The organism is Paraburkholderia adhaesiva, from assembly GCF_021390575.1.
In the GTDB taxonomy this organism is placed as follows: Bacteria; Pseudomonadota; Gammaproteobacteria; order Burkholderiales; family Burkholderiaceae; genus Paraburkholderia; species Paraburkholderia adhaesiva.
This window is the reverse complement of sequence record NZ_JAJEJQ010000004.1, coordinates 84,444-101,185: the sequence shown is the minus strand read 5'-3', so window position 1 is coordinate 101,185 and position 16,742 is coordinate 84,444. Positions and strand designations below refer to the sequence as shown.

21 protein-coding genes are annotated in these 16,742 nt (G+C 60.6%); 2 read left to right on the top strand and 19 right to left on the bottom strand.

Features of this window, described 5'->3' with window-relative positions:
* Positions 1 to 165: 165 nt before the first annotated feature.
* The 9 genes from L0U80_RS28575 to L0U80_RS28535 form a co-directional block, all read right to left on the bottom strand.
* Positions 166 to 1,035 (bottom strand): methyltransferase, encoded by an 870-nt coding sequence (locus L0U80_RS28575; RefSeq protein WP_233874198.1) that lies wholly within the window; start codon positions 1,033 to 1,035, stop codon positions 166 to 168.
* A gap of 71 nt (positions 1,036 to 1,106) precedes the next feature.
* Positions 1,107 to 1,532 carry a hypothetical protein gene (locus tag L0U80_RS28570; protein WP_233874195.1) on the bottom strand — a complete coding sequence of 142 codons (426 nt, stop codon included), beginning with the start codon at positions 1,530 to 1,532 and terminating at the stop codon, positions 1,107 to 1,109.
* A gap of 13 nt (positions 1,533 to 1,545) precedes the next feature.
* A complete protein-coding gene (locus tag L0U80_RS28565; RefSeq protein ID WP_233874192.1) occupies positions 1,546 to 1,935 on the bottom strand; it encodes a hypothetical protein in 390 nt (129 codons plus the stop codon).
* Between the two features lie 174 nt (positions 1,936 to 2,109).
* Positions 2,110 to 2,859 carry a hypothetical protein gene (locus L0U80_RS28560; protein WP_233874190.1) on the bottom strand — a complete coding sequence of 250 codons (750 nt, stop codon included), beginning with the start codon at positions 2,857 to 2,859 and terminating at the stop codon, positions 2,110 to 2,112.
* 11 nt (positions 2,860 to 2,870) lie between these two features.
* Positions 2,871 to 5,402 carry a hypothetical protein gene (locus L0U80_RS28555; protein WP_233874187.1) on the bottom strand — a complete coding sequence of 844 codons (2,532 nt, stop codon included), beginning with the start codon at positions 5,400 to 5,402 and terminating at the stop codon, positions 2,871 to 2,873.
* A gap of 34 nt (positions 5,403 to 5,436) precedes the next feature.
* Complete coding sequence (locus L0U80_RS28550) at positions 5,437 to 5,649, bottom strand: hypothetical protein (RefSeq protein WP_233874184.1); 213 nt, start codon at positions 5,647 to 5,649, stop codon at positions 5,437 to 5,439.
* On the bottom strand, positions 5,646 to 6,002 hold the full coding sequence (locus L0U80_RS28545) for a hypothetical protein (RefSeq protein ID WP_233874181.1): 357 nt from the start codon (positions 6,000 to 6,002) through the stop codon (positions 5,646 to 5,648). The genes L0U80_RS28550 and L0U80_RS28545 overlap by 4 nt, the downstream gene beginning before the upstream one ends.
* 197 nt (positions 6,003 to 6,199) lie before the next feature.
* Positions 6,200 to 6,709: a class I SAM-dependent rRNA methyltransferase gene (locus tag L0U80_RS28540; RefSeq protein ID WP_233874178.1), complete on the bottom strand. Its 510-nt coding sequence runs from the start codon at positions 6,707 to 6,709 to the stop codon at positions 6,200 to 6,202.
* Complete coding sequence (locus L0U80_RS28535; RefSeq protein ID WP_233874175.1) at positions 6,706 to 7,062, bottom strand: hypothetical protein; 357 nt, start codon at positions 7,060 to 7,062, stop codon at positions 6,706 to 6,708. The genes L0U80_RS28540 and L0U80_RS28535 overlap by 4 nt, the downstream gene beginning before the upstream one ends.
* A 93-nt stretch (positions 7,063 to 7,155) precedes the next feature.
* Between L0U80_RS28535 and L0U80_RS28530 the strand changes: the two genes are divergently transcribed.
* Positions 7,156 to 8,070: a hypothetical protein gene (locus tag L0U80_RS28530; RefSeq protein ID WP_233874172.1), complete on the top strand. Its 915-nt coding sequence runs from the start codon at positions 7,156 to 7,158 to the stop codon at positions 8,068 to 8,070.
* Here the strand turns inward: L0U80_RS28530 and L0U80_RS28525 are convergent.
* Together L0U80_RS28525 and L0U80_RS28520 are read right to left on the bottom strand one after the other, a co-directional pair.
* Entirely contained in the window at positions 8,067 to 9,065 is a 999-nt protein-coding gene (locus tag L0U80_RS28525; protein WP_233874169.1) for a hypothetical protein, read from the bottom strand. The genes L0U80_RS28530 and L0U80_RS28525 overlap by 4 nt on opposite strands.
* 77 nt (positions 9,066 to 9,142) lie before the next feature.
* On the bottom strand, positions 9,143 to 9,385 hold the full coding sequence (locus tag L0U80_RS28520; RefSeq protein WP_233874167.1) for a hypothetical protein: 243 nt from the start codon (positions 9,383 to 9,385) through the stop codon (positions 9,143 to 9,145).
* Between the two features lie 12 nt (positions 9,386 to 9,397).
* Between L0U80_RS28520 and L0U80_RS28515 the strand changes: the two genes are divergently transcribed.
* Positions 9,398 to 9,574, top strand: a complete 177-nt coding sequence (locus tag L0U80_RS28515) for a hypothetical protein (RefSeq protein ID WP_233874165.1) — start codon at positions 9,398 to 9,400, stop codon at positions 9,572 to 9,574.
* Between the two features lie 22 nt (positions 9,575 to 9,596).
* Here the strand turns inward: L0U80_RS28515 and L0U80_RS28510 are convergent, their stop codons facing one another.
* From L0U80_RS28510 to L0U80_RS28475, 8 genes are all read right to left on the bottom strand, one after another.
* On the bottom strand, positions 9,597 to 10,535 hold the full coding sequence (locus L0U80_RS28510) for an N-6 DNA methylase (RefSeq protein ID WP_233874162.1): 939 nt from the start codon (positions 10,533 to 10,535) through the stop codon (positions 9,597 to 9,599).
* Between the two features lie 114 nt (positions 10,536 to 10,649).
* A complete protein-coding gene (locus L0U80_RS28505) occupies positions 10,650 to 11,375 on the bottom strand; it encodes a metallophosphoesterase (protein WP_233874160.1) in 726 nt (241 codons plus the stop codon).
* Between the two features lie 42 nt (positions 11,376 to 11,417).
* Entirely contained in the window at positions 11,418 to 11,906 is a 489-nt protein-coding gene (locus tag L0U80_RS28500; RefSeq protein WP_233874157.1) for a hypothetical protein, read from the bottom strand.
* Positions 11,903 to 12,118 (bottom strand): hypothetical protein, encoded by a 216-nt coding sequence (locus tag L0U80_RS28495; RefSeq protein WP_233874154.1) that lies wholly within the window; start codon positions 12,116 to 12,118, stop codon positions 11,903 to 11,905. Before L0U80_RS28495 ends, L0U80_RS28500 begins: the two co-directional genes overlap by 4 nt.
* Positions 12,111 to 12,842, bottom strand: coding sequence for an FtsB/FtsL family cell division protein (locus tag L0U80_RS28490; RefSeq protein WP_233874151.1), 732 nt, complete (start codon positions 12,840 to 12,842; stop codon positions 12,111 to 12,113). Before L0U80_RS28490 ends, L0U80_RS28495 begins: the two co-directional genes overlap by 8 nt.
* Positions 12,827 to 13,405: a RuvC family protein gene (locus L0U80_RS28485; protein ID WP_233874149.1), complete on the bottom strand. Its 579-nt coding sequence runs from the start codon at positions 13,403 to 13,405 to the stop codon at positions 12,827 to 12,829. The genes L0U80_RS28490 and L0U80_RS28485 overlap by 16 nt, the downstream gene beginning before the upstream one ends.
* Positions 13,406 to 13,413: 8 nt before the next feature.
* Complete coding sequence (locus tag L0U80_RS28480; protein WP_233874146.1) at positions 13,414 to 14,265, bottom strand: DUF7208 family protein; 852 nt, start codon at positions 14,263 to 14,265, stop codon at positions 13,414 to 13,416.
* A 74-nt stretch (positions 14,266 to 14,339) separates the two neighbouring features.
* The gene (locus tag L0U80_RS28475; protein ID WP_233874143.1) at positions 14,340 to 16,673 is read right to left on the bottom strand and encodes a hypothetical protein; all 2,334 of its coding nucleotides are present in this window, start codon (positions 16,671 to 16,673) and stop codon (positions 14,340 to 14,342) included.
* Between the last annotated feature and the right edge of the window lie 69 nt (positions 16,674 to 16,742).

Sequence of the window (16,742 nt, the reverse complement as noted above, 5' to 3'; positions counted from 1 at the left end):
CGCCCGTTGCCCGGCACGCATTTGCGTGACGGCATCATCGACGTATTGCCGGTGCTGGTCAACTTCGTCCTGGGTCAGCAAACGTGCGACTGGATCCCGGTATGAGTTGTAAGACAGGGTGCCGTGCTGGTGCGGGGCCTTGATGACGACGATGCCGTCTTCGCCTTAGGGCTCGATACTCCACCCTTCAGGCAGCTCAACCGGCAACCTGGCCAGCAGTTCAACCCGGGGAGGGAGGGGGCGGCTTTCCGGTCGACCGGATTGCGGGGTTTTGATGAGGTCGATACGCTCCTGCGCCAGAGTCTTTTCTGCGTCCGTGTGCCGGGGCTTGCGCACGGGTACCACGGGGCGCTGGCGTGTGCCGCGACCCGCGGTACCCGGGATGGTGACGATCACGGTGCTGACTAGCGTGCCGCTTTCGGTGAAGGCGCCATCCTCGAGCGCCTCGAACTGCCCGCCCCGTTGCGCGACCAGGTCCCGGAATTCCTTCGCGAGCCGGTCCTCACGGAACATCACGCTCCTGGACATCACCGAGACGAGGCGGCCGCCGGGTTTGAGAAAGTCCAGCGCGTGCCGGACATGATGAATGTCGGCGCGTTTTGCGAACGGCGGATTCATCACGATGCGGTCGTAGACAGGCCGCGGCTTGATGTCAAGAAAATCAGCCTCGACAATGCGGCAGTTCTTCAGATCCAGACCACGCAATGCCGCAACGTTCTTCGGCAGCAGTTCGTAGCAGTCCACCCGTCTGGCATGACCGAGCGCGCGGGCGATGTTGCCGCGACCGGCGCTGGGTTCGAGCACGATGTGATTTGACTGGATACCGGCGAGTGCGATCAGGCGCTGCACAATCGTTGCTGGCGTCGGGAAAAAGCCGAAGTCCTGGGCAACCGTGACTTCACCCGAAAGGATGATCTGCTCGATTGCGTCCGCGGCATCGCAGTCAAAGAGATGTGCGCGGGCCTTGCGGTTCCATTCGCCGCCGGCTGCCTTGAGTACCTTGTCGGTACGTTGATAGAGCTGGCGCCCGAGCATGTTGCTGAGCGCGAGCGTACTGCCACGCACCGATGCCGAGCCCAGTACTTTCAGTACGTCCTGACCGACTTTCATGGGCGGTACCGGGAAAGAAAGTGCATGCGCGGCGAGACGCAGAAGTGCAGCTGCCGACGGTCGCAATACGTTTCGATATTCCAGCGTCGTGATTCGAGGCGAATGCGCTCGCTGATGCGTTTGCCCGTTTCTCCCAGTTCTCGCCGGTCCCAGAATCCGGTGCCATGACCCGTGCAGGTCAGATAGAGATCGTGGCCGAAGGCGGCAGCCGGTGAGCCCGCATCAGGGTGAGCGCCGTATTCCTGTGCTGCCAGTATCGCGGCGCATTCGACCGGGTATGCCTTGACGAATTCCTCCACAAAGGTTCGGGCAATGGCACTGGTCTCGCGGGTGCTTCTGACCAGTACGCCTTCGGTGGCATCGGCCCAGATAGCCGCGATGACAAAATGCCATGCGGCGGTTTCAATGTCCTGTCCGGTCATGAATGCGTAACCCCTATAGTGAGCGTCCGGTCGCGGCGTGGAGGTTGCGCGAACCGGCGTGGGGTTGGGTACCTGATGTGAGGCGCTGGATCTGCCAGCGGTGCGTGGAATGGGGCATGTCCCTGAGCAACTGCCTGTACTGCGCCACGCGCTCATCGGTGAACAGGCCGGTGATGGCACCTGATGAGGACAGACGCACCAGCGCTTTCGCGCCCGAGCGCCGCAGCAGGAATTCGGCGAGCGCGGGCAGGCTGCCCGTGTGCAGCATGATGCTGCCCACACTGGGCTCGCCATTCACGAAGTGGTTCCAGGGATCGGCGAGTACCGTACTGGCGGGCAGCGAAAGGTAGTCGAGGAGCGCCTGGCGCCCCTCCTCGTTGACATCGCACAGCAGGCGCATCATGTAGTGACAGGCCTCTCCCGTGAGGGCGTTAATGCCAAACGGTTCAAGATGCGCCCATCGGTCAATGGTAACTGAATTATCAACTAAATCAATTCGTAATCCTGATTGATGTAAGGAAAGCTGTACGGGCTGGATATGGTGCGGCTCAGGTTCGATGAAGCAGGCGTGAGCGTGTCACGGCATGAACACCTGCCTGAAACTTGCCGCCAGAAACTCCCGTGTCTCGTGGTCGAGCCCGCTGGTTGCCACCGGGAAAAAGCAGGTTCGCCCGGCGTCGCCGTAATGCAGCGTGAAAATACCGGTACCGGCCGGCAGACCCTCGATGAGGAGCGCCCAGCCGTTCGCGGCCTGATTGAAGAGGAACTGGGTGGCCTGGTTCGTGTGGTCGGTATAAAAGCCGCTGGGCCAGGTTTTCAGATCAGCCTGGCTGGCCACCCGGACGTCCTGCTCGTACTGCCTGAGCCCGCCGGCACCACGGCCGATGCGCCCGCGCCCGCCTGCAAGGGTCTCGCCATCGAAGATGTCCCGCAGGAATTCCAGGTCGGCCGTATCCGGGACACGCTCCCGTAACGCTGTGCAGGGGGACGGGTTCGGGCCAGCGGGTGCAGCACGATGCAGCGCATCGAGATCCGGCTGCTGTACCTGGTCGACCAGATGCAGCAGATGGGACTGCCCTGCGCCACGCAGCTTCTCCCTGAGGACTTCCTTTGCGGTAGCGAGCGCCTCTTCACGGGTGGGCGGCGCCACGCTAGGATCGCGCGGTACGCTGGCTGGCCCGTCAACCGGTGCATCGGTGGACTCAACCGGTTCCATACTTGCGCCCTCCTTCTGCAGGCGCTTGACCAGCTGCACGAGTTCACGCTGCGCATGGGTGTGATGCCGCCCGATTGAGGCGAGCGCCTGGGTGATTTCATCGCGGGTCATGTCTTCCCCACTCAGGTCATGGTGACGTGCGTGTTGTAGACTTTGGGCACCGCGATGTTGCGCGCATCCAGTACGCACGTCTGGACGTTGCTGAACGCGCCGTAGGTCGCGGCGTAGTGCGAGATCATGAAAAGCTGGCTGAAGGGCCGTGTGTCCATGAGCTGCTTGACGGCGGCAATCGAGGCGCTGCGATGCGCGGCATCGAATGTGATGCCCCATTCGTCGAGCAGGAGCGGCCCCTCGTCCAGATGCAGGTATTTCATGGCCTGCACCTTGAAGGCAAGATCGACGATCTCCTGCATGCCGCTGCTGCCGCGGCTCACATCCGCCACCACGTTCGCCTCGTCGCCCACCATGAGCGGAAACCGGTAGTCGAGCTCGACGCCCTTTTCCTCGATGGCCACACACGGCCGGATTTCCAGTGGATAGACCCAGATCTTGCGGATGAGCTGGTTCATCTGGCGCGTGAACACGCGGATAAATCCGGTCAGGCCTTCGGCAATCAGGCCGTCAGTGGGGGAGAGCTCCTGGAGGGCGGCCGCGAGCGCCGCTTCCTCAAGCGTGCGCCTGTCGATTATCTTTTCCAGACTCGCGACGACGGCTTTCTGCTGGTTCAGGCTGGAGAGGATTTCCTCCTTGCGGGCGAGCTCGCTCTGTAGCTGGCGTATGCACTGGTGAATGGTCGAACGGTACAGCATCTCGACCTGCTCCTGGGTGAGTGTCTCGAACTCGCGGCAGGCCGCTTCGATGCGGGAGGCGAGCGCCATCGCCTCGGCGAGCTTCCTGCGGTAGTGCGTGAAGTCCGCGAGCGACTGGCGCTGTGCCGCGAGCGTCTGGGTGAGTTCACCCACGCTGCGCGCTGCCCCGGTGAGTTTCTGTACGCTCTGCTCAAGCGTGGCGTCTCCCAGGCGCTCAGACTGGACAAGCAGCTTCCTGGCCTCGTCGATCTCAAGCTGGTGGGTGGCGGCCCTGACCTCCAGTTCGAGATCTTCACCGAGGAGCGCGAGTGTGCCCACGAGCTTCGCGGGGGCGAGTCTCAGTTCATTGGTATCAGCCAGATGCTCCCAGAAGGATTTAAGTGCCGGCGCCATGTGAATGATCTGCTGGATCTCGCGGTAGCGATCCCCATAGGCCTGGATCGTGGCGACCGATTCTTCGGCCCGGGTGACCTGCTTTTCCAGCCGTGCCAGCGCATCGGTGGCCGCTGCGATTTCCTTTGCAAGCTGGCGCAGCGTGTCCCCAGTCGCGCCCTGCGTGAAGACATGACGACACTTCGGACAGGTGATGCTGCCCTGCGCACGATGCTGCTCGGCGTGCAGCTTTTTCGCCTGCAGGCTCGCGAGCTGCCGCATGGACTGCGTGCGCGCCTCCCGGAGCTTCAGGACGCGCTCGCGTTCCTGCTTCAGAAGCGCCGCACTGTAGTGTCCCTCCCCGATGGCGGGCAGCGTCGCGAGTTTTTCTGCCAGCGTCTCACTGATGGACGTGAACGTCTGCATGGCTGCGGTGGCCTCGAACCCCTCGAGCTTCAGACGCCGCGCGGCGAGGAGTTGATGGCGGGCGTCCTGCAGCTGCGAGATACGCCTGCTGAGGCTTTTCAGGTCAGCGCTGCCACGCCGCCGCAGCACATCGACGGCCTCCCTGAGCTGGTCGTGCTCGGTGACGCAGCGGGTGAGGACGGCCTCCTGTGCCGTGATCCGGTGGCGGATCGCCTCGATATGACGGTCGACGTCGCCGGTGTTCTCAAAGGTGAGCTTTTCCGGGAGGCCGGTTTGCGTGCCGGAAAGCGTGCCGGAAAGCGCGGGTGGCGCCTGTGCGCGAAGGCCGAGCAGTTGCCGGCTCATCGTGCGAAGCTCATTCTCGATCGCCCGGCGATCAACGTCGATGTCCTCCACTGGCCGCTCGATGGGCGCGCGCAGCTCAATGAGGCGGGTGAGATCGCTGTGCAGGCTTTTGACTTCGGCGTCGAGCTTTGCCTGTTCCTCCCGGGTAATGATCTTCGCCTGCTCGAGCACGAGCTGCCTGCGATCGAGCTTGAGCGCACCCGACACGTTGCGCCATTCGTCCTTCAGGCGCGTATAGACGGCAATCGCGTAATCGAAGTTGATGTCGGAGAGCTTTGTGAACCATTCGCGCCGACGCGCCGGTCCCATGGTGGTGAAGCGTTCGGTGCCGAGCATGAGCTCGTGCGTCTCGGGCGTGACGCCAAAGGTCTGCTGCACCAGTTCGCGATGCACGGTGGCGGTGCCACCCGGGTTGAGCTCCTCGCCATCCCTGAGAAAGCTGTGACGTGTTGTTGAACCGAAAGAACTGATGAGCCGGTACTGGTGGCCCCGGTCGGTGATGTGGATTTCCTTGGAGCCATCCTTCTGGAAGTCAGCGGCCACGGCGGGTAGCGGCGAGAGTTCGCGCAGCAGGGAAGACTTGCCCGAGCCGTTGGTGCCGAGAATCAGCTGGATGATCTCGACCGGCCGGAGGATGAAGGTCGCGATCGGGTTCAGGGCAAAACGTTTGTAGCCCCTGAGGATTAACGCGGTGTAGTACACGGCCATTTCCTCCGGGTTCTGCGCGGCGCTGGCGCTATGGGAAGTAATGTCGGGGCAGTATCGTCACGAAAACCTCGCAGTGACGGCTGTCCAGGATACGTGCGAGCGAGTTGGTATGGGTCCAGCCGGCTGTGTCGGGAGTACGGAATATCGTTTGCGGCAGGCGGGAATCGTCGGCTGCGCGGGTGGCGATTCCGGTGGCGGTGTCGAGTCTGATGAAATACGTGGTGGACGGGTTAGCTTTCATGGGACGCGGGTTTCCTTCATGAACGTGCACAAATAGGCTTCCAGCGTTTCGAGGTCGGCGAATTCGTTGGCGGTGGGATTTTTCGCGATACGCGCAGTCATGTCGCGCTCGATGGCCTGCATGTCGATGCGCTGGGCGTTGACGCCCGCGCACTGCTCTGGCACTTCCCGGTCAACGAAATGTCTGCCGAAGCGGCGGTAAGCCATAACGGTTCCTTTTTCGTTGGCGAGCGTGACCCGGCCCAGGGTCAGGAAGCAACGTTTGATTTCAATTTCGCCGTCCTGGGTGGCGAGTTCGGCCATCTGTACAACGACCAGATCTCCGCGCCGGGCGGGTTTGTTCTTCCTGTTCATGGAGAAGGCGGACAGTTTGTTACCGGCGTTGAGGTTCGATCCTGTACGCCTGCAGGTAAGCGCGTACGGCGTCGAGATCGGCGAATTCGTTGGCATTCCACCGGCTTGCAATCAGTTCGGTCATGTCGCGCGCGATCGCAGCGAGATCAGCTCTCTGTGCTGTTACCAGATGACAGTGCAGCGGTGTGTGCCGGCTGTCATGATGGACACCAAAGGTGCGATACGCCTTCACTCGTCCGTCGCGGGACACGGATGTTACGCGACCCAGTGTCCAGAACGTGCGGCTTTGCCGTCCTTCCTTGAGATGGACGAATGACGATGTCGCCTGCGTGATGATCAGGTCCCCGCGCCGTGCGGGTGAAGTTTCCTTTTTCATGAATGGTTTTGAAGGGGGGAGGGCGGGCGGGATTACGCTGGTCTTCGTCAAGCGCATCGATCTTTGCCTGCCAGAACTGCGCAGATTGATGTGCATTCGGTGTGCCATGGACGAGAGCGGCCTCACGTCGTACCCGGTACATCAGGTAGGCGGACAGGGCGCTGTCACCTGAGAGAGCACCGGTACGTTCGAGCTGGTCGTACAGTGCCTCGATCGCACCCTGCATCTGATGGAGGGCCTGACGCCTGGCCAGTTCTGCCAGCAGTTTCTGTGTGGGGATGTGCTGGATGTCAGTCATTCCGGCATCCTGGGTGCGGTGGGTTTCTGTCATGGTTTCGTGGTCTCCAGCATGAATGTCTGCACGTACTCGTAGGCGTAGTCGGGAAGCTTGAACCTGTTGGCATCTCGCTGTCTCACCACCCGTGCATTCATGTCGCGTTCGATCGCCTGGACATCAACCTTGCTGGCCGAAAGAAACGCGCACTCATCAGGCTCTTCTCTGCTCACGAAATGCGTGCCGAACGTGCGGTATGCGCCTACGTGTCCGTTGGGCGTCACGCTGGTGACGCGTGCCAGTGACCAGTAACACGCGAGCAATGAACCTTCCTCGTCAACGAGCATCGGCACGGTAGCCATGTAGAGCATCAGGTCTCCGCGATGTACCTGGTATTCCTTATCGTTCATGTCATTTTTCCTTGTTGGAGTTCTCCTTCAGACGATGATCCTGGGCGATTTTTTTCTGGTTGACTGATTTGCAGACGATCATGCGGAGGTTTTATGGCGAATCCTCCTGCTTCTCACCTGCAGCCGTTTTCCATTGGTATCGTGGCGGAAAACAAGCTGCCTTCAAGCAATACCGTGGAGGTCACACCGATCGAGAAACTGCCGTTCGTGGACGGCGAACTCACCCAGACCGGAACGACGCTATCGAGTTCGGGCACGGATGTGAACGGGGCGGCCTACAGCACGCAGGTTGCTTCATCGAACACGATCAAGGCTGAATGGTTAAGAGAGGGGGAATCGAACCGGGTGAGTGCACCGGATGTAAGGCGTGGTGCACGCGTGAAGCTCTACCAGTTCGCGGATACCGACCGCTATTACTGGACGGTGTGCGGAGATGATTCGGGCTTGCGCAAGCTCGAGACGGTCACGCACGCCTGGAGTGGCACGCAGGACGAGTCAGCGCAACCGGATCCGTCGAACAGCTACTACTTTCAGGTCTCGACACACACGGGGCTGGTGACGCTCACCACCTCGAAAGCGAATGGCGAGCCCTACGCGTATGGGATTCAGCTGAACACGAAGGAGGGATATCTGCGCATTCAGGACGATATCGGTAATTACCTCGTGCTCGACTCGACCCAGAACCACTTCGAGATCGGCAATGGAGACCAGTCGCTACTGCAGATGATGGCCACGAAGCTGAGCGTGTTCGCGCAGGACGAAATCGATATCAGGACGACGACCCTGAATATCCAGGCTACCACCACGCACACTGGCAACTTTACCGAGAACGGGGCGCTGCAACTGAATGGCGACATGACCACTGCTCCCGGCAGCACGGGAGCGGGTACGGGTCAGGTGAGCATCGCGGCAAACGTGAACGTGAAGGGCAATGCGCAGATTACGGGTAATACGACCACACAGAAACTCACGTCGCTCGAGGATATCGACGCGCCGAACATCCACTAACTGATCATTGGCGTTTTACCAGATAGATAATCCAGTACGCGATTCGCCTGGCGTTTCATACGTTCAAGAACGTCGATCTGATGCTGCCAGTACAGCCGGTCATCAGAACCGGTCTGGGCATCCGCGATAAAGCGGCAGGCCTTGATGAAATCGCCGTGGTGACTGATGAAGTCCATCAGGCATTCCTGCGCATCATGGGGCAGCACGTTCACGGGAGTCTCCTTTGCTGCGTGATGGTGTTTCGTCAGTTGACACTCCGTGTACGATTCACCCACCAGTTTCGTAAAGTCGAGCTGGTTGGCTTCGCAGTCGTGCCGCAGATCCGAGAGCATGCAAACGAGCGTTGATGGCGCACTCTCAGGCGTGTCGTGGATTTCATCAGCATGATCGGCGACATGCCATGCCTTGATGGCCTGTCCGATTCTCACCATGCGCATGGCGGGACTGAGCGACTGTTCTGCAGAAAACCGGTGCATGAGTTCCGGAATGCTGACGAGGACAATGGCTTGTGCGCCTGCTTCGGCGCAGACATCATCCTTGCCGCTCAGGACCAGTCTGGGGTCCCGCCACAGTTCGCGCACGGCGTCCGCCCATGCGCCCATCTCATCAGGAAAACTGGCGTCGCCCGATTCGGCTTCGACCCAGCCTGGCTGACTGAGTGTCCACCACCAGCGTCCATCCAGTTCTGCGCCATCGGCAGCCTGTCCCTGATGCACCCTGAAGCCAGCCGCCTGTGCCTGCGTAATCTCCCCGGTGCCGGGTGTGGGCATCTGCTTTCTTGGTCCGCAGGGATGGTCAGCCAGAAACTGGTCGACGTCATCCGGGTTCAGGTGGGCGACGGCGATCTCATCGCGGGTAACGACTCTCAGCCGTAAAGGCATATCGGATGAAAGCGAAACCGGATAGCCCGCTTTACGCAACCGGTTCATGACAACTTCAAGACGGATCTTGAGGTTTGCGGATTCGTTTTCCTGAGTTCCGGTGGATTCTGGCATTTCGATATCCTTATAAATAGCGCGGGAGAAAGGAATTTCATGTGACCTGGTATCGATGGTCGGGCGATTATGCCTGTTCAGGGGGTAAAGCGATCGCTGGGGGCACTGGCCGCCCGCTGGATCGCCTTGCCAAGCTGGTTGCGGAAGTCGCGCAGGCGCAGCAGCGTGCCGATGGCCCTCTTGTAGTGCCGCCAGGCCCCGGAAAATCGCCAGTAGCCGCCACAACGCGGGCCAAATTTGGCAATCGCGATGGCAAGTGCCTGTTCGGCCTCACGGAGATGCACGTCGACGTCGGAGAGTATTTCGAAATCGGTTTGCATGAGATTCTCGCAATGAGAGGGGTTCAGAAGATTTCAACCCGTGTTGCGGGCATCGGTAAGCCGAAGCTCGACCTTGCCGCACTTCTGGCATTCCCTGTACTGTTCACAATACAGGCGCCGGCTGTCCTTGTAGCGTCTGAAACCATCGACCATCTGCCATTTGCTGTATCGATGAAGGCAGAAGCCTAAGGACAGGTGCTCGGGCTGCAGTTCACGGCGAAGGGGGGCGGGGAGTCTGAGGAGCCGGATTCGCGCGGGCAGCAGGCGGCGGAAGTCGAAGCTTGCTGGCATAGTGGGTCTCCTGGGTGGGAGTCGCTTCAGGCGCAGGTGTTTCGCCGGCTGACTGGAGCAGACTTTGAACCTGCCGGATAGCTTCCTTTTCTTTTTCCTGTTCGCGCCGTCGTCGCAATCGTCTACCCCAGCCAGCGAGGATATGGGGAACGGTGTACCACGTATCCCACGACTCCATCGTCAGCGAATTACCGTGGATGATGACTGCCGGAATGCCGAGCAGCGAGAGTTGCAGATAGGACATATGCACACATACTGGATCAATGTCGACGCAGGTAGCATGAAACTGCTCGACATAGTTGAATCCCAACTGGTGAAAGGCCTGGGCCGCGGCGACAATCATCCCGCTGGCACCGCAGCAGGGGTCGAGGAGCGTGGCAAATCCGTGTTCGCGGACCATCTCCCGTACCTGGTTTTCGCCGCCGAACATCATGGTGGCCATGGCAGTAGAGACGTTATACGGCGTGAAAAACTGCGCCATGCGCTCATTGGCGATTTCTAGCTGCATATAGATGCTGCCAAGTATGTCGCCGATGTTCTCGATATCGTTGCGAAGTCCTGCGGGGCCGAGTGAATCGACGCGCTGCTGGTAACACAGCACAAGCTCGTGGAGCATCGTCGCGAAGCTGGATTGTTCATCATCGGTGTATTTCTTGATGATTTCGGCGTACCGGATTTTTCGCTTTTCGACATTGGAAAAATCGGTGCGGTTACTCAGGAGAATTGCACTGATCTCGATAAAATCGCAGAAAACGGTATACGGATGGCGTTTCTGGGAAAGTGAACGCAAACCTTCCACAATGGCGTGCTTGTGCGGATCGGCAATAATCGGAAACGGATTCCTGTTCTTGCGGCTCATGACATATCCCGGATCTGGAAAAGAAAAAGGGAGCGCGAATGCGCTCCCGGTGACTGTTCCCAGACGTGATATAGGTCTGACCGCCGTTTTATTGCTGCGAGTCTGCCCACAGTGCTACCTGGATTGGCTGGCAGGAGGGATAGCAGGCACAACCGGTGTCAGGCTTGCAATATCGAGCAGTGTGAAGTGGCCGCCATCGAATACGGCGCCCGTATCGATAAAGTGCACGTTGCCAAGCGTGCTGTATTCGACGACAGGTGTGTGACCGGCCACGACCGCGTGAATGTCGCCCACACCCGAAGGGTCCTGTGCCATGAGACGGGCACGGCTCCACATGGCGAGGTTCGCGAGATGATCGTGTTCTTCGTCAGCAACGCGTATATCGGTCATGCGAGTGACGAAATCTTGCCAGGAGGGCAGCGGACAGTCGGCGTGAATGATGCCGATGACACCCGCTGCGGTTTCTACCTCAATCGCGATGGGTAACTGATCGAGGGCGGCCGAGATGCGCCGCTGCAATGCGGCAGGATTGGCGAGATTCCATGCGCCGCCGTTGGCAAGATACGTTGTTGCGTTGACGGTGCCTTCAGGGAAGCGGATGGCGAAATCGTCGTGATTGCCGCGCACGGAATGAAACCAGGGAGTGTCGAGCCATTCGAGTACGCGCGCCGATTCGGGCCCGCGATCCACGAGATCCCCCGTGCAGAACAGCCGGTCAACGGCGGGATCAAATCCGCTTGCCTGAAGTAACTGCGAGAGGACGGTGTACATGCCGTGCACATCGCCGACGGCCAGATCCCGCCCGCGCGTATTCCTGTCGAAACGTTCAACGAAGAACATGAAGCATTCTCCAGGTTTTGTCACTGCGTACCGGGATTGCAGTCAGTCGAATCTCGTGAACGTTCTGAGCGCGTCGCGCAGGGTCTGCAGCATGTCCTGCAGTGCCGCAGTGGGTGTCACCAGTCCGAGGTGAATGAAGACGGCGAGCGCGGCGAATACCGTACCGAGCGCGAGCATCACGGCGAGCACGAGTGCGAGCACATAGATCTGGGTCTGCATGCTGGCGATGTGCAGCCGGTCCGGCGTGGAGTCCAGCCGGGCATGCTTGTGTGCGTGGCTGTCCTGTGCCCTGTATCGGGCCAGCACGATCAGAGCATGGGCGGGGTCGAGTTCTGCGATGGCCTCCTTGAGTTGGCCCGCCGTGGACTCGGGGGTGAGCGTGGGCAGATGCGCATCGTCCGCGGCGAGCATCTGCCAGGCGAGCAGTAGGTCGTGCAGCGAATGCGGGCCGTCCTCCGTGTCCTTTAGCAGCGTCGCGTCCTCGACATCGCGGAGCATGAGCCTGACCGCCTGGGTGATGTCTGCGCTCATGGCGCTGCCTTCTCACCGGCTGCATTGGCTTTCTCCACCGCCTCGCGCGTCTGCGCCCACCAGGTGCGCAGGTTTTTCTTGTCGATATTGCAGCTGGCCAGATTCGTGGTCTGTGCGATGTAGGCCTGCGCGAGCAGGTTTTCCTTGCCCTGCCAGTCGCTCGCCAGGTATTGCTCCCGATCGGGGGGCGGCGCCACCGGGCAGTCAGCCATCAGGACCGACGGAATCTCCGGCAGGATCGTCTGGTAGTGGTTCACCACGGTGGGAGAGGGCGTCTGGCAGGCCGCCAGACAGATCGCGAGGACCTGCGCGGCAATCACAGTGCATGGCTTCATCGGTTTCGCTCCCGGGTTCGGGGACGGTTGCGCGCATCGGCCGCCCGTTCTGGCGAGAGGCCGCGTCGGTGCTGGCCAGCAGCACCGGAATCGGTGCTGATGCCAGTGCGCGGGCTACAGGATCACGCGATGAAGTAAATTCTGTACAGCCCCGGGTCCCCGGTGGCGCTGCGGTACAGAAGGATTTCCACATGCCGTCGAGCTGGATCTCGCTGATCTCACGCGCCTCGGCTTCGATGTGCGTCTGGGTTTTGGTCTCGCCGGGTGCCGGTTCGTATTTTTTCTGCACCGCTGCGATCTGGGTCTGGATGGTGGAGGTGATCGTCTGCTGCGTAGCCGTCATCTGCGCGTGCTCCTCGAGCGTGGCGGTGACGACCGCGTCGTTGACACGGTTAAGCGTCTGGGCAAGCTGCAGTTGCAGGGTGAGATTGCGGTTGGCGACCTGCAGCTGGTCAACCTGCAGCTGGGCCGCCTCGAGACTCTGGTTGAGGACCCTGACCTTGTGCCACTGCCAGGCGCCAAAGTCGATGAGCGCCACCAGCACGATGAGCGCCCCGACGCCGATCAGGATGTCGGCGTACTCCTTCAGTTTGCCAAACATAGCGACTCCATCCACGCCTTGCGATGAGCGTAAGCCACCGCGATGGCGTCAAGGCTGTGCTCGTCGAGCAGCGTGAGCGGGATTTCGCCGTCGTAATGCAGGTCGCGCAGGTGCAGGACTGCGGCTTTTATCGCCGCCTTGTCCGCATTGCCTTTTGCGCCGACGGCGTTTTTCACACGGGCGGGATCGATCAGATAAAGCGGCTTCCATGTGTCGTAGCGCATCACGGCCCGCCTGATGCCACAGATCACCTCGGTGAGGACGCCATGGGCCTGGGGGCGTCGCAGGTTGATGAAGGGGGCCTCGCAGGCGATCATGCAGGGATCGGCCTCGCGAAAAAATGCGAGGAGCGCGTCTTCGAGCGAGGCGATGCGCGCAATGCGCTCGCCAAAGAGCTGGGTGGTCCACAGTCCGGCACCCTCCCGTGGAGCTTCAAGGGTGCGGGCAGAAGTGCCGGTAATGGCAAGCGTGGCCAGGTTCAGGCGCAGGATGGTGGTACCCAGATGCACGCTCCCTGGATCGATACCGGCGATCGCGAGTTCGCACGGGGAACCGGTCGGCATGGCGCCCCCTAGCTTGTGGCTGGCTGTAAGGTAAAGAGCGGTTCGGTGGCCCCGATCGACAATGAGATGTTCACGCCGCCGTTCTGGTAATTCATCGCCTGGTAGGTATTAAAGAACGAACAGATCTGCGCGCAGATGACCTCGTTCATGTTGAACGAGCCGCCGGAGACGGGCACATTGACGACCTTGTCCACGCCGCTCACGAGGCCAATCTCGTTGACAATCGCGTAGGTGGAGTCGCCATAGATGATGTTGGTGCAGTTCAGTAGCTCCGTGACGTCCTGCGCGCTAAACGACAGCGTGACGATGGCCGCGGCCGTGATGAAGTCCCCGGAGAGGATATTGATCGTGCCACTGGCCGGCATCGACGGCTGCGGGTTGAGGTTCGTGGCGTCGGGCACATAGGGGGTGGTGGTGGCGACGCCACTGGAGGTCGTCACCATGTCCAGTTCGACGCCTACGCCCGTAAAGTCTATGCGGCGCAGGAAATAGGCCGCATAGACGACGCTGTTCCAGGTGATGACCTGACGCAGCGCATATTGCGCCATCTGCGAGGCACTGAGATCGGCACTCACCGGCCGCATGATGAAGGGCAGATGATTGAAGAGCGTCGCATCGGTGGCCTGATGCTGCAGTGGCTGGGAGAGCGCGACGTTGTCGGCGCCGGCGGTCACGCCCGCGCCGCCGTTGCCGATGCAGTAATAACGCTGCGAGGGGAGAATGCCGGGGGAGGGGGCCACGCCTGCCTGCACGCCAAACTTCTCGTTCAGCGTGGTGTTGGCCATCATCGTGAACGGCAGGTTTTGCAGCAGGCAGGTCTGCAGATAGGCCCCCCATGCGGTACGCTGACTTTGTTCCACTTCGGACTCCATATTGACCGATTTGACAGGAGAAGGAAAACTGATGCGAAACCGAGGGGAATCTGCAGCGGTTTCTATTCGGTCGGTGGCGTGTAGACGAGGCCGGTGAGATTGCGCACGGGCCAGATACGGGACATCTGTGGCAGCGGGTTATCCGGGCTCTGGTAGGAGGGTGGCCAGATGCTGACAATGGAGGCGGCGCGCTCGGCCTCAGGCAGCGCCAGCCAGTTCTCGATGCCGATCAGGGGCGGGATAACCGGACTGCCGGTTTGAACCCGGACGGTTGAGCGCACGTCAAGCCCCGCCATGCCCACAAAGCCGGACACTTCAAGGGGGATGCGGGTCGTCTGGACCTTCAGGCCAATGCGGTCATTGACAGCAAGTTGTGCGGATGTGGTGAGCCGGTTGCCGGGGTGGTCCATGCGCGCCGCGTTGATCTCGCACGTGAAGTTCAGCGCAGGCGCCACACGCTGACGAACGAACCCGGCGCCGAAGATCTCGTCATAGACGTCTTCCGTGGAGAAGGTGAGGTTGTCGCCGGTTCGTATGATGGCCGAGCCCACATCCTGGATCGTCGAGTCGTTGATTTCGGAGATGAACTGGATGCTGTAGCTGGAGAGCTTCTGCATCATCGCGAGCATGGCGGCCTGCAGGTTCGCGACCGAGTGCGTCGACTGCAGGTTCACGCCGGTGGCCGCCTCGACGAGCGACTGGTACATCAGGCCGTAGTCGTCGGCCGAGAACACCGTGATGTCGATGTTGCGCAATTTGAACCATTGCGCGTAGGTCTCGCCATTGCCGCTGCTGGCACCATCGCCGAGCTGGATCACGTTGTCGGAGTAGATCCGCTCGACCATGCCAGAGACCATGCCGCGGCGCGCCTGATGTTCCTGAAAACCGATGAGCTTCCACTGGTTAGTACTGGCCTGCCAGATCGAGTTGACGGTGGCGCAGAAGGCATCGACCGATATCATCGGCGCGATCGCCGGCTGCCAGGATAGCGCCAGCGCGGCGATATCCTGTGTCACGAGCGTCGTGTCGACCACCGACATCAGGTCGTCGACAGAGGGTGTCGGGATGCGCTGCACGCGCGTGGCGATGACGGACGGAACGGGTTCGTTCGTAAGATCAAAACCGGCCGACTGGCAGAAGCAGTAGATCATGAAGGTGAAGCCATCCTGCGCGGTCATTGGCACGATCGGCTCGCCCGTCACCGGATTGTTCACCACGAGAAACGCCGTATAGAGGCCCCGGTTGCTGAAGAACGCCCAGTGGTGCAGCAGGAGGTCCGTGAGCGTCCAGGGCCCCGTTTCAGACATGTCGATCATGGCCGAATTGAGCACCTTGGTGGGCAGGGTGTTCGAGCGGGAATTTTCCAGACGCGTCTGGATATCGGCTTCCACGTCCGGCTGGATCAGCGCATTGCCTGTGGCCACCGGCTGCTCGTTGTCCAGCAACTGGTCGAGCGTCCACGTCGTGTCGGCCACCGCGCTGTAGCCCAGATTGAGCGGCACGGCATCGAATTCGACGGTGGGATAGAGGTCGTCGGGCATCGCCGACACGTTGTGGTTCATCACGTAGGCGGCAAGCGGTATGCCCCGGTCGGTGAGGAGCTTCTGGATCAGGGTGCGGAAGGTTGACTGCTTGCCGGCGTTGCGCTCGAGGTAGTTGATGTTGCGATACAGCCAGATCGACTGCTCAAGCGTGAGCTGGTCGTAGTACGCATCGAGCGCGAGATGTGAGGCGAGATACTGCCTGACGTGATAGCTGTGGGCCTCGGCCGTGCCACAGGCTTCGAGGCGATACGCGATGATCGCCATGATCAGGCCGTAGTACAGGTTCGAATTCTGTACCGTGAAGTAGAGCTCGTCGCTCACGCCGTACTGGGGATTGAACCAGCGCGCCTTGAAAGCCTTGACCCACTGTTCCAGTTTGTTCACGAGGCTTGCTTCGTTGACTTCAATGAGCGAGGCGGGCCAGCCGAGGATGGTGCCGTCCGCCGCACTGATGGCCGTGGGCAGGTCCGCCGGATAGATGACGCCGAGGATCAGGAACACCTGGTTCGGATATTGCGTGACGAGCTGCTGGTATTCCCAGGTATTGAACTGGTAAGCGCCGGCCGTGGCCGTGTGGACCATCAGATTCGCGACGGTGAAATCGATGACCTGCATGGTGTCGAGGGACTTCACCTGCATCATCGTATCGGTCGGGTGATACTGGCCCGCCAGATTCATGTAGTACTTCCAGGTCGTTGGGTCCGTTTCGTCAAACGTGCCTGTTCCGTAGTAATCCTGCACATACTGGTTCAGTCCATCGACGCTTTCCTGCGACTTCACGACGAGGGTGCTCGCAAGCGCGATGCACTGGTCCAGATAGACCTGTAGTTCACTCGAATTGCTCGACGCCACGACAGTGCTCCACGGGTGGGTTCCTGAATGGGCCACTGAAACAGGGCTGCTGGACCAGCTACCGGAACG

What these genes read in the sequence shown, in the direction of transcription:
- L0U80_RS28575 (WP_233874198.1), bottom strand. Translation starts at nt 1,035, where the DNA reads ATGCTCGGGCGCCAGCTCTATCAACGTACCGACAAGGTACTCAAGGCA.
- L0U80_RS28570 (WP_233874195.1), bottom strand. Translation starts at nt 1,532, where the DNA reads ATGACCGGACAGGACATTGAAACCGCCGCATGGCATTTTGTCATCGCG.
- L0U80_RS28565 (WP_233874192.1), bottom strand. Translation starts at nt 1,935, where the DNA reads ATGATGCGCCTGCTGTGCGATGTCAACGAGGAGGGGCGCCAGGCGCTC.
- L0U80_RS28560 (WP_233874190.1), bottom strand. Translation starts at nt 2,859, where the DNA reads ATGACCCGCGATGAAATCACCCAGGCGCTCGCCTCAATCGGGCGGCAT.
- L0U80_RS28550 (WP_233874184.1), bottom strand. Translation starts at nt 5,649, where the DNA reads ATGAAAGCTAACCCGTCCACCACGTATTTCATCAGACTCGACACCGCC.
- L0U80_RS28545 (WP_233874181.1), bottom strand. Translation starts at nt 6,002, where the DNA reads ATGAACAGGAAGAACAAACCCGCCCGGCGCGGAGATCTGGTCGTTGTA.
- L0U80_RS28540 (WP_233874178.1), bottom strand. Translation starts at nt 6,709, where the DNA reads ATGACAGAAACCCACCGCACCCAGGATGCCGGAATGACTGACATCCAG.
- L0U80_RS28535 (WP_233874175.1), bottom strand. Translation starts at nt 7,062, where the DNA reads ATGAACGATAAGGAATACCAGGTACATCGCGGAGACCTGATGCTCTAC.
- L0U80_RS28530 (WP_233874172.1), top strand. Translation starts at nt 7,156, where the DNA reads ATGGCGAATCCTCCTGCTTCTCACCTGCAGCCGTTTTCCATTGGTATC.
- L0U80_RS28525 (WP_233874169.1), bottom strand. Translation starts at nt 9,065, where the DNA reads ATGCCAGAATCCACCGGAACTCAGGAAAACGAATCCGCAAACCTCAAG.
- L0U80_RS28520 (WP_233874167.1), bottom strand. Translation starts at nt 9,385, where the DNA reads ATGCAAACCGATTTCGAAATACTCTCCGACGTCGACGTGCATCTCCGT.
- L0U80_RS28515 (WP_233874165.1), top strand. Translation starts at nt 9,398, where the DNA reads ATGAGAGGGGTTCAGAAGATTTCAACCCGTGTTGCGGGCATCGGTAAG.
- L0U80_RS28510 (WP_233874162.1), bottom strand. Translation starts at nt 10,535, where the DNA reads ATGAGCCGCAAGAACAGGAATCCGTTTCCGATTATTGCCGATCCGCAC.
- L0U80_RS28505 (WP_233874160.1), bottom strand. Translation starts at nt 11,375, where the DNA reads ATGTTCTTCGTTGAACGTTTCGACAGGAATACGCGCGGGCGGGATCTG.
- L0U80_RS28500 (WP_233874157.1), bottom strand. Translation starts at nt 11,906, where the DNA reads ATGAGCGCAGACATCACCCAGGCGGTCAGGCTCATGCTCCGCGATGTC.
- L0U80_RS28495 (WP_233874154.1), bottom strand. Translation starts at nt 12,118, where the DNA reads ATGGCTGACTGCCCGGTGGCGCCGCCCCCCGATCGGGAGCAATACCTG.
- L0U80_RS28490 (WP_233874151.1), bottom strand. Translation starts at nt 12,842, where the DNA reads ATGTTTGGCAAACTGAAGGAGTACGCCGACATCCTGATCGGCGTCGGG.
- L0U80_RS28485 (WP_233874149.1), bottom strand. Translation starts at nt 13,405, where the DNA reads ATGCCGACCGGTTCCCCGTGCGAACTCGCGATCGCCGGTATCGATCCA.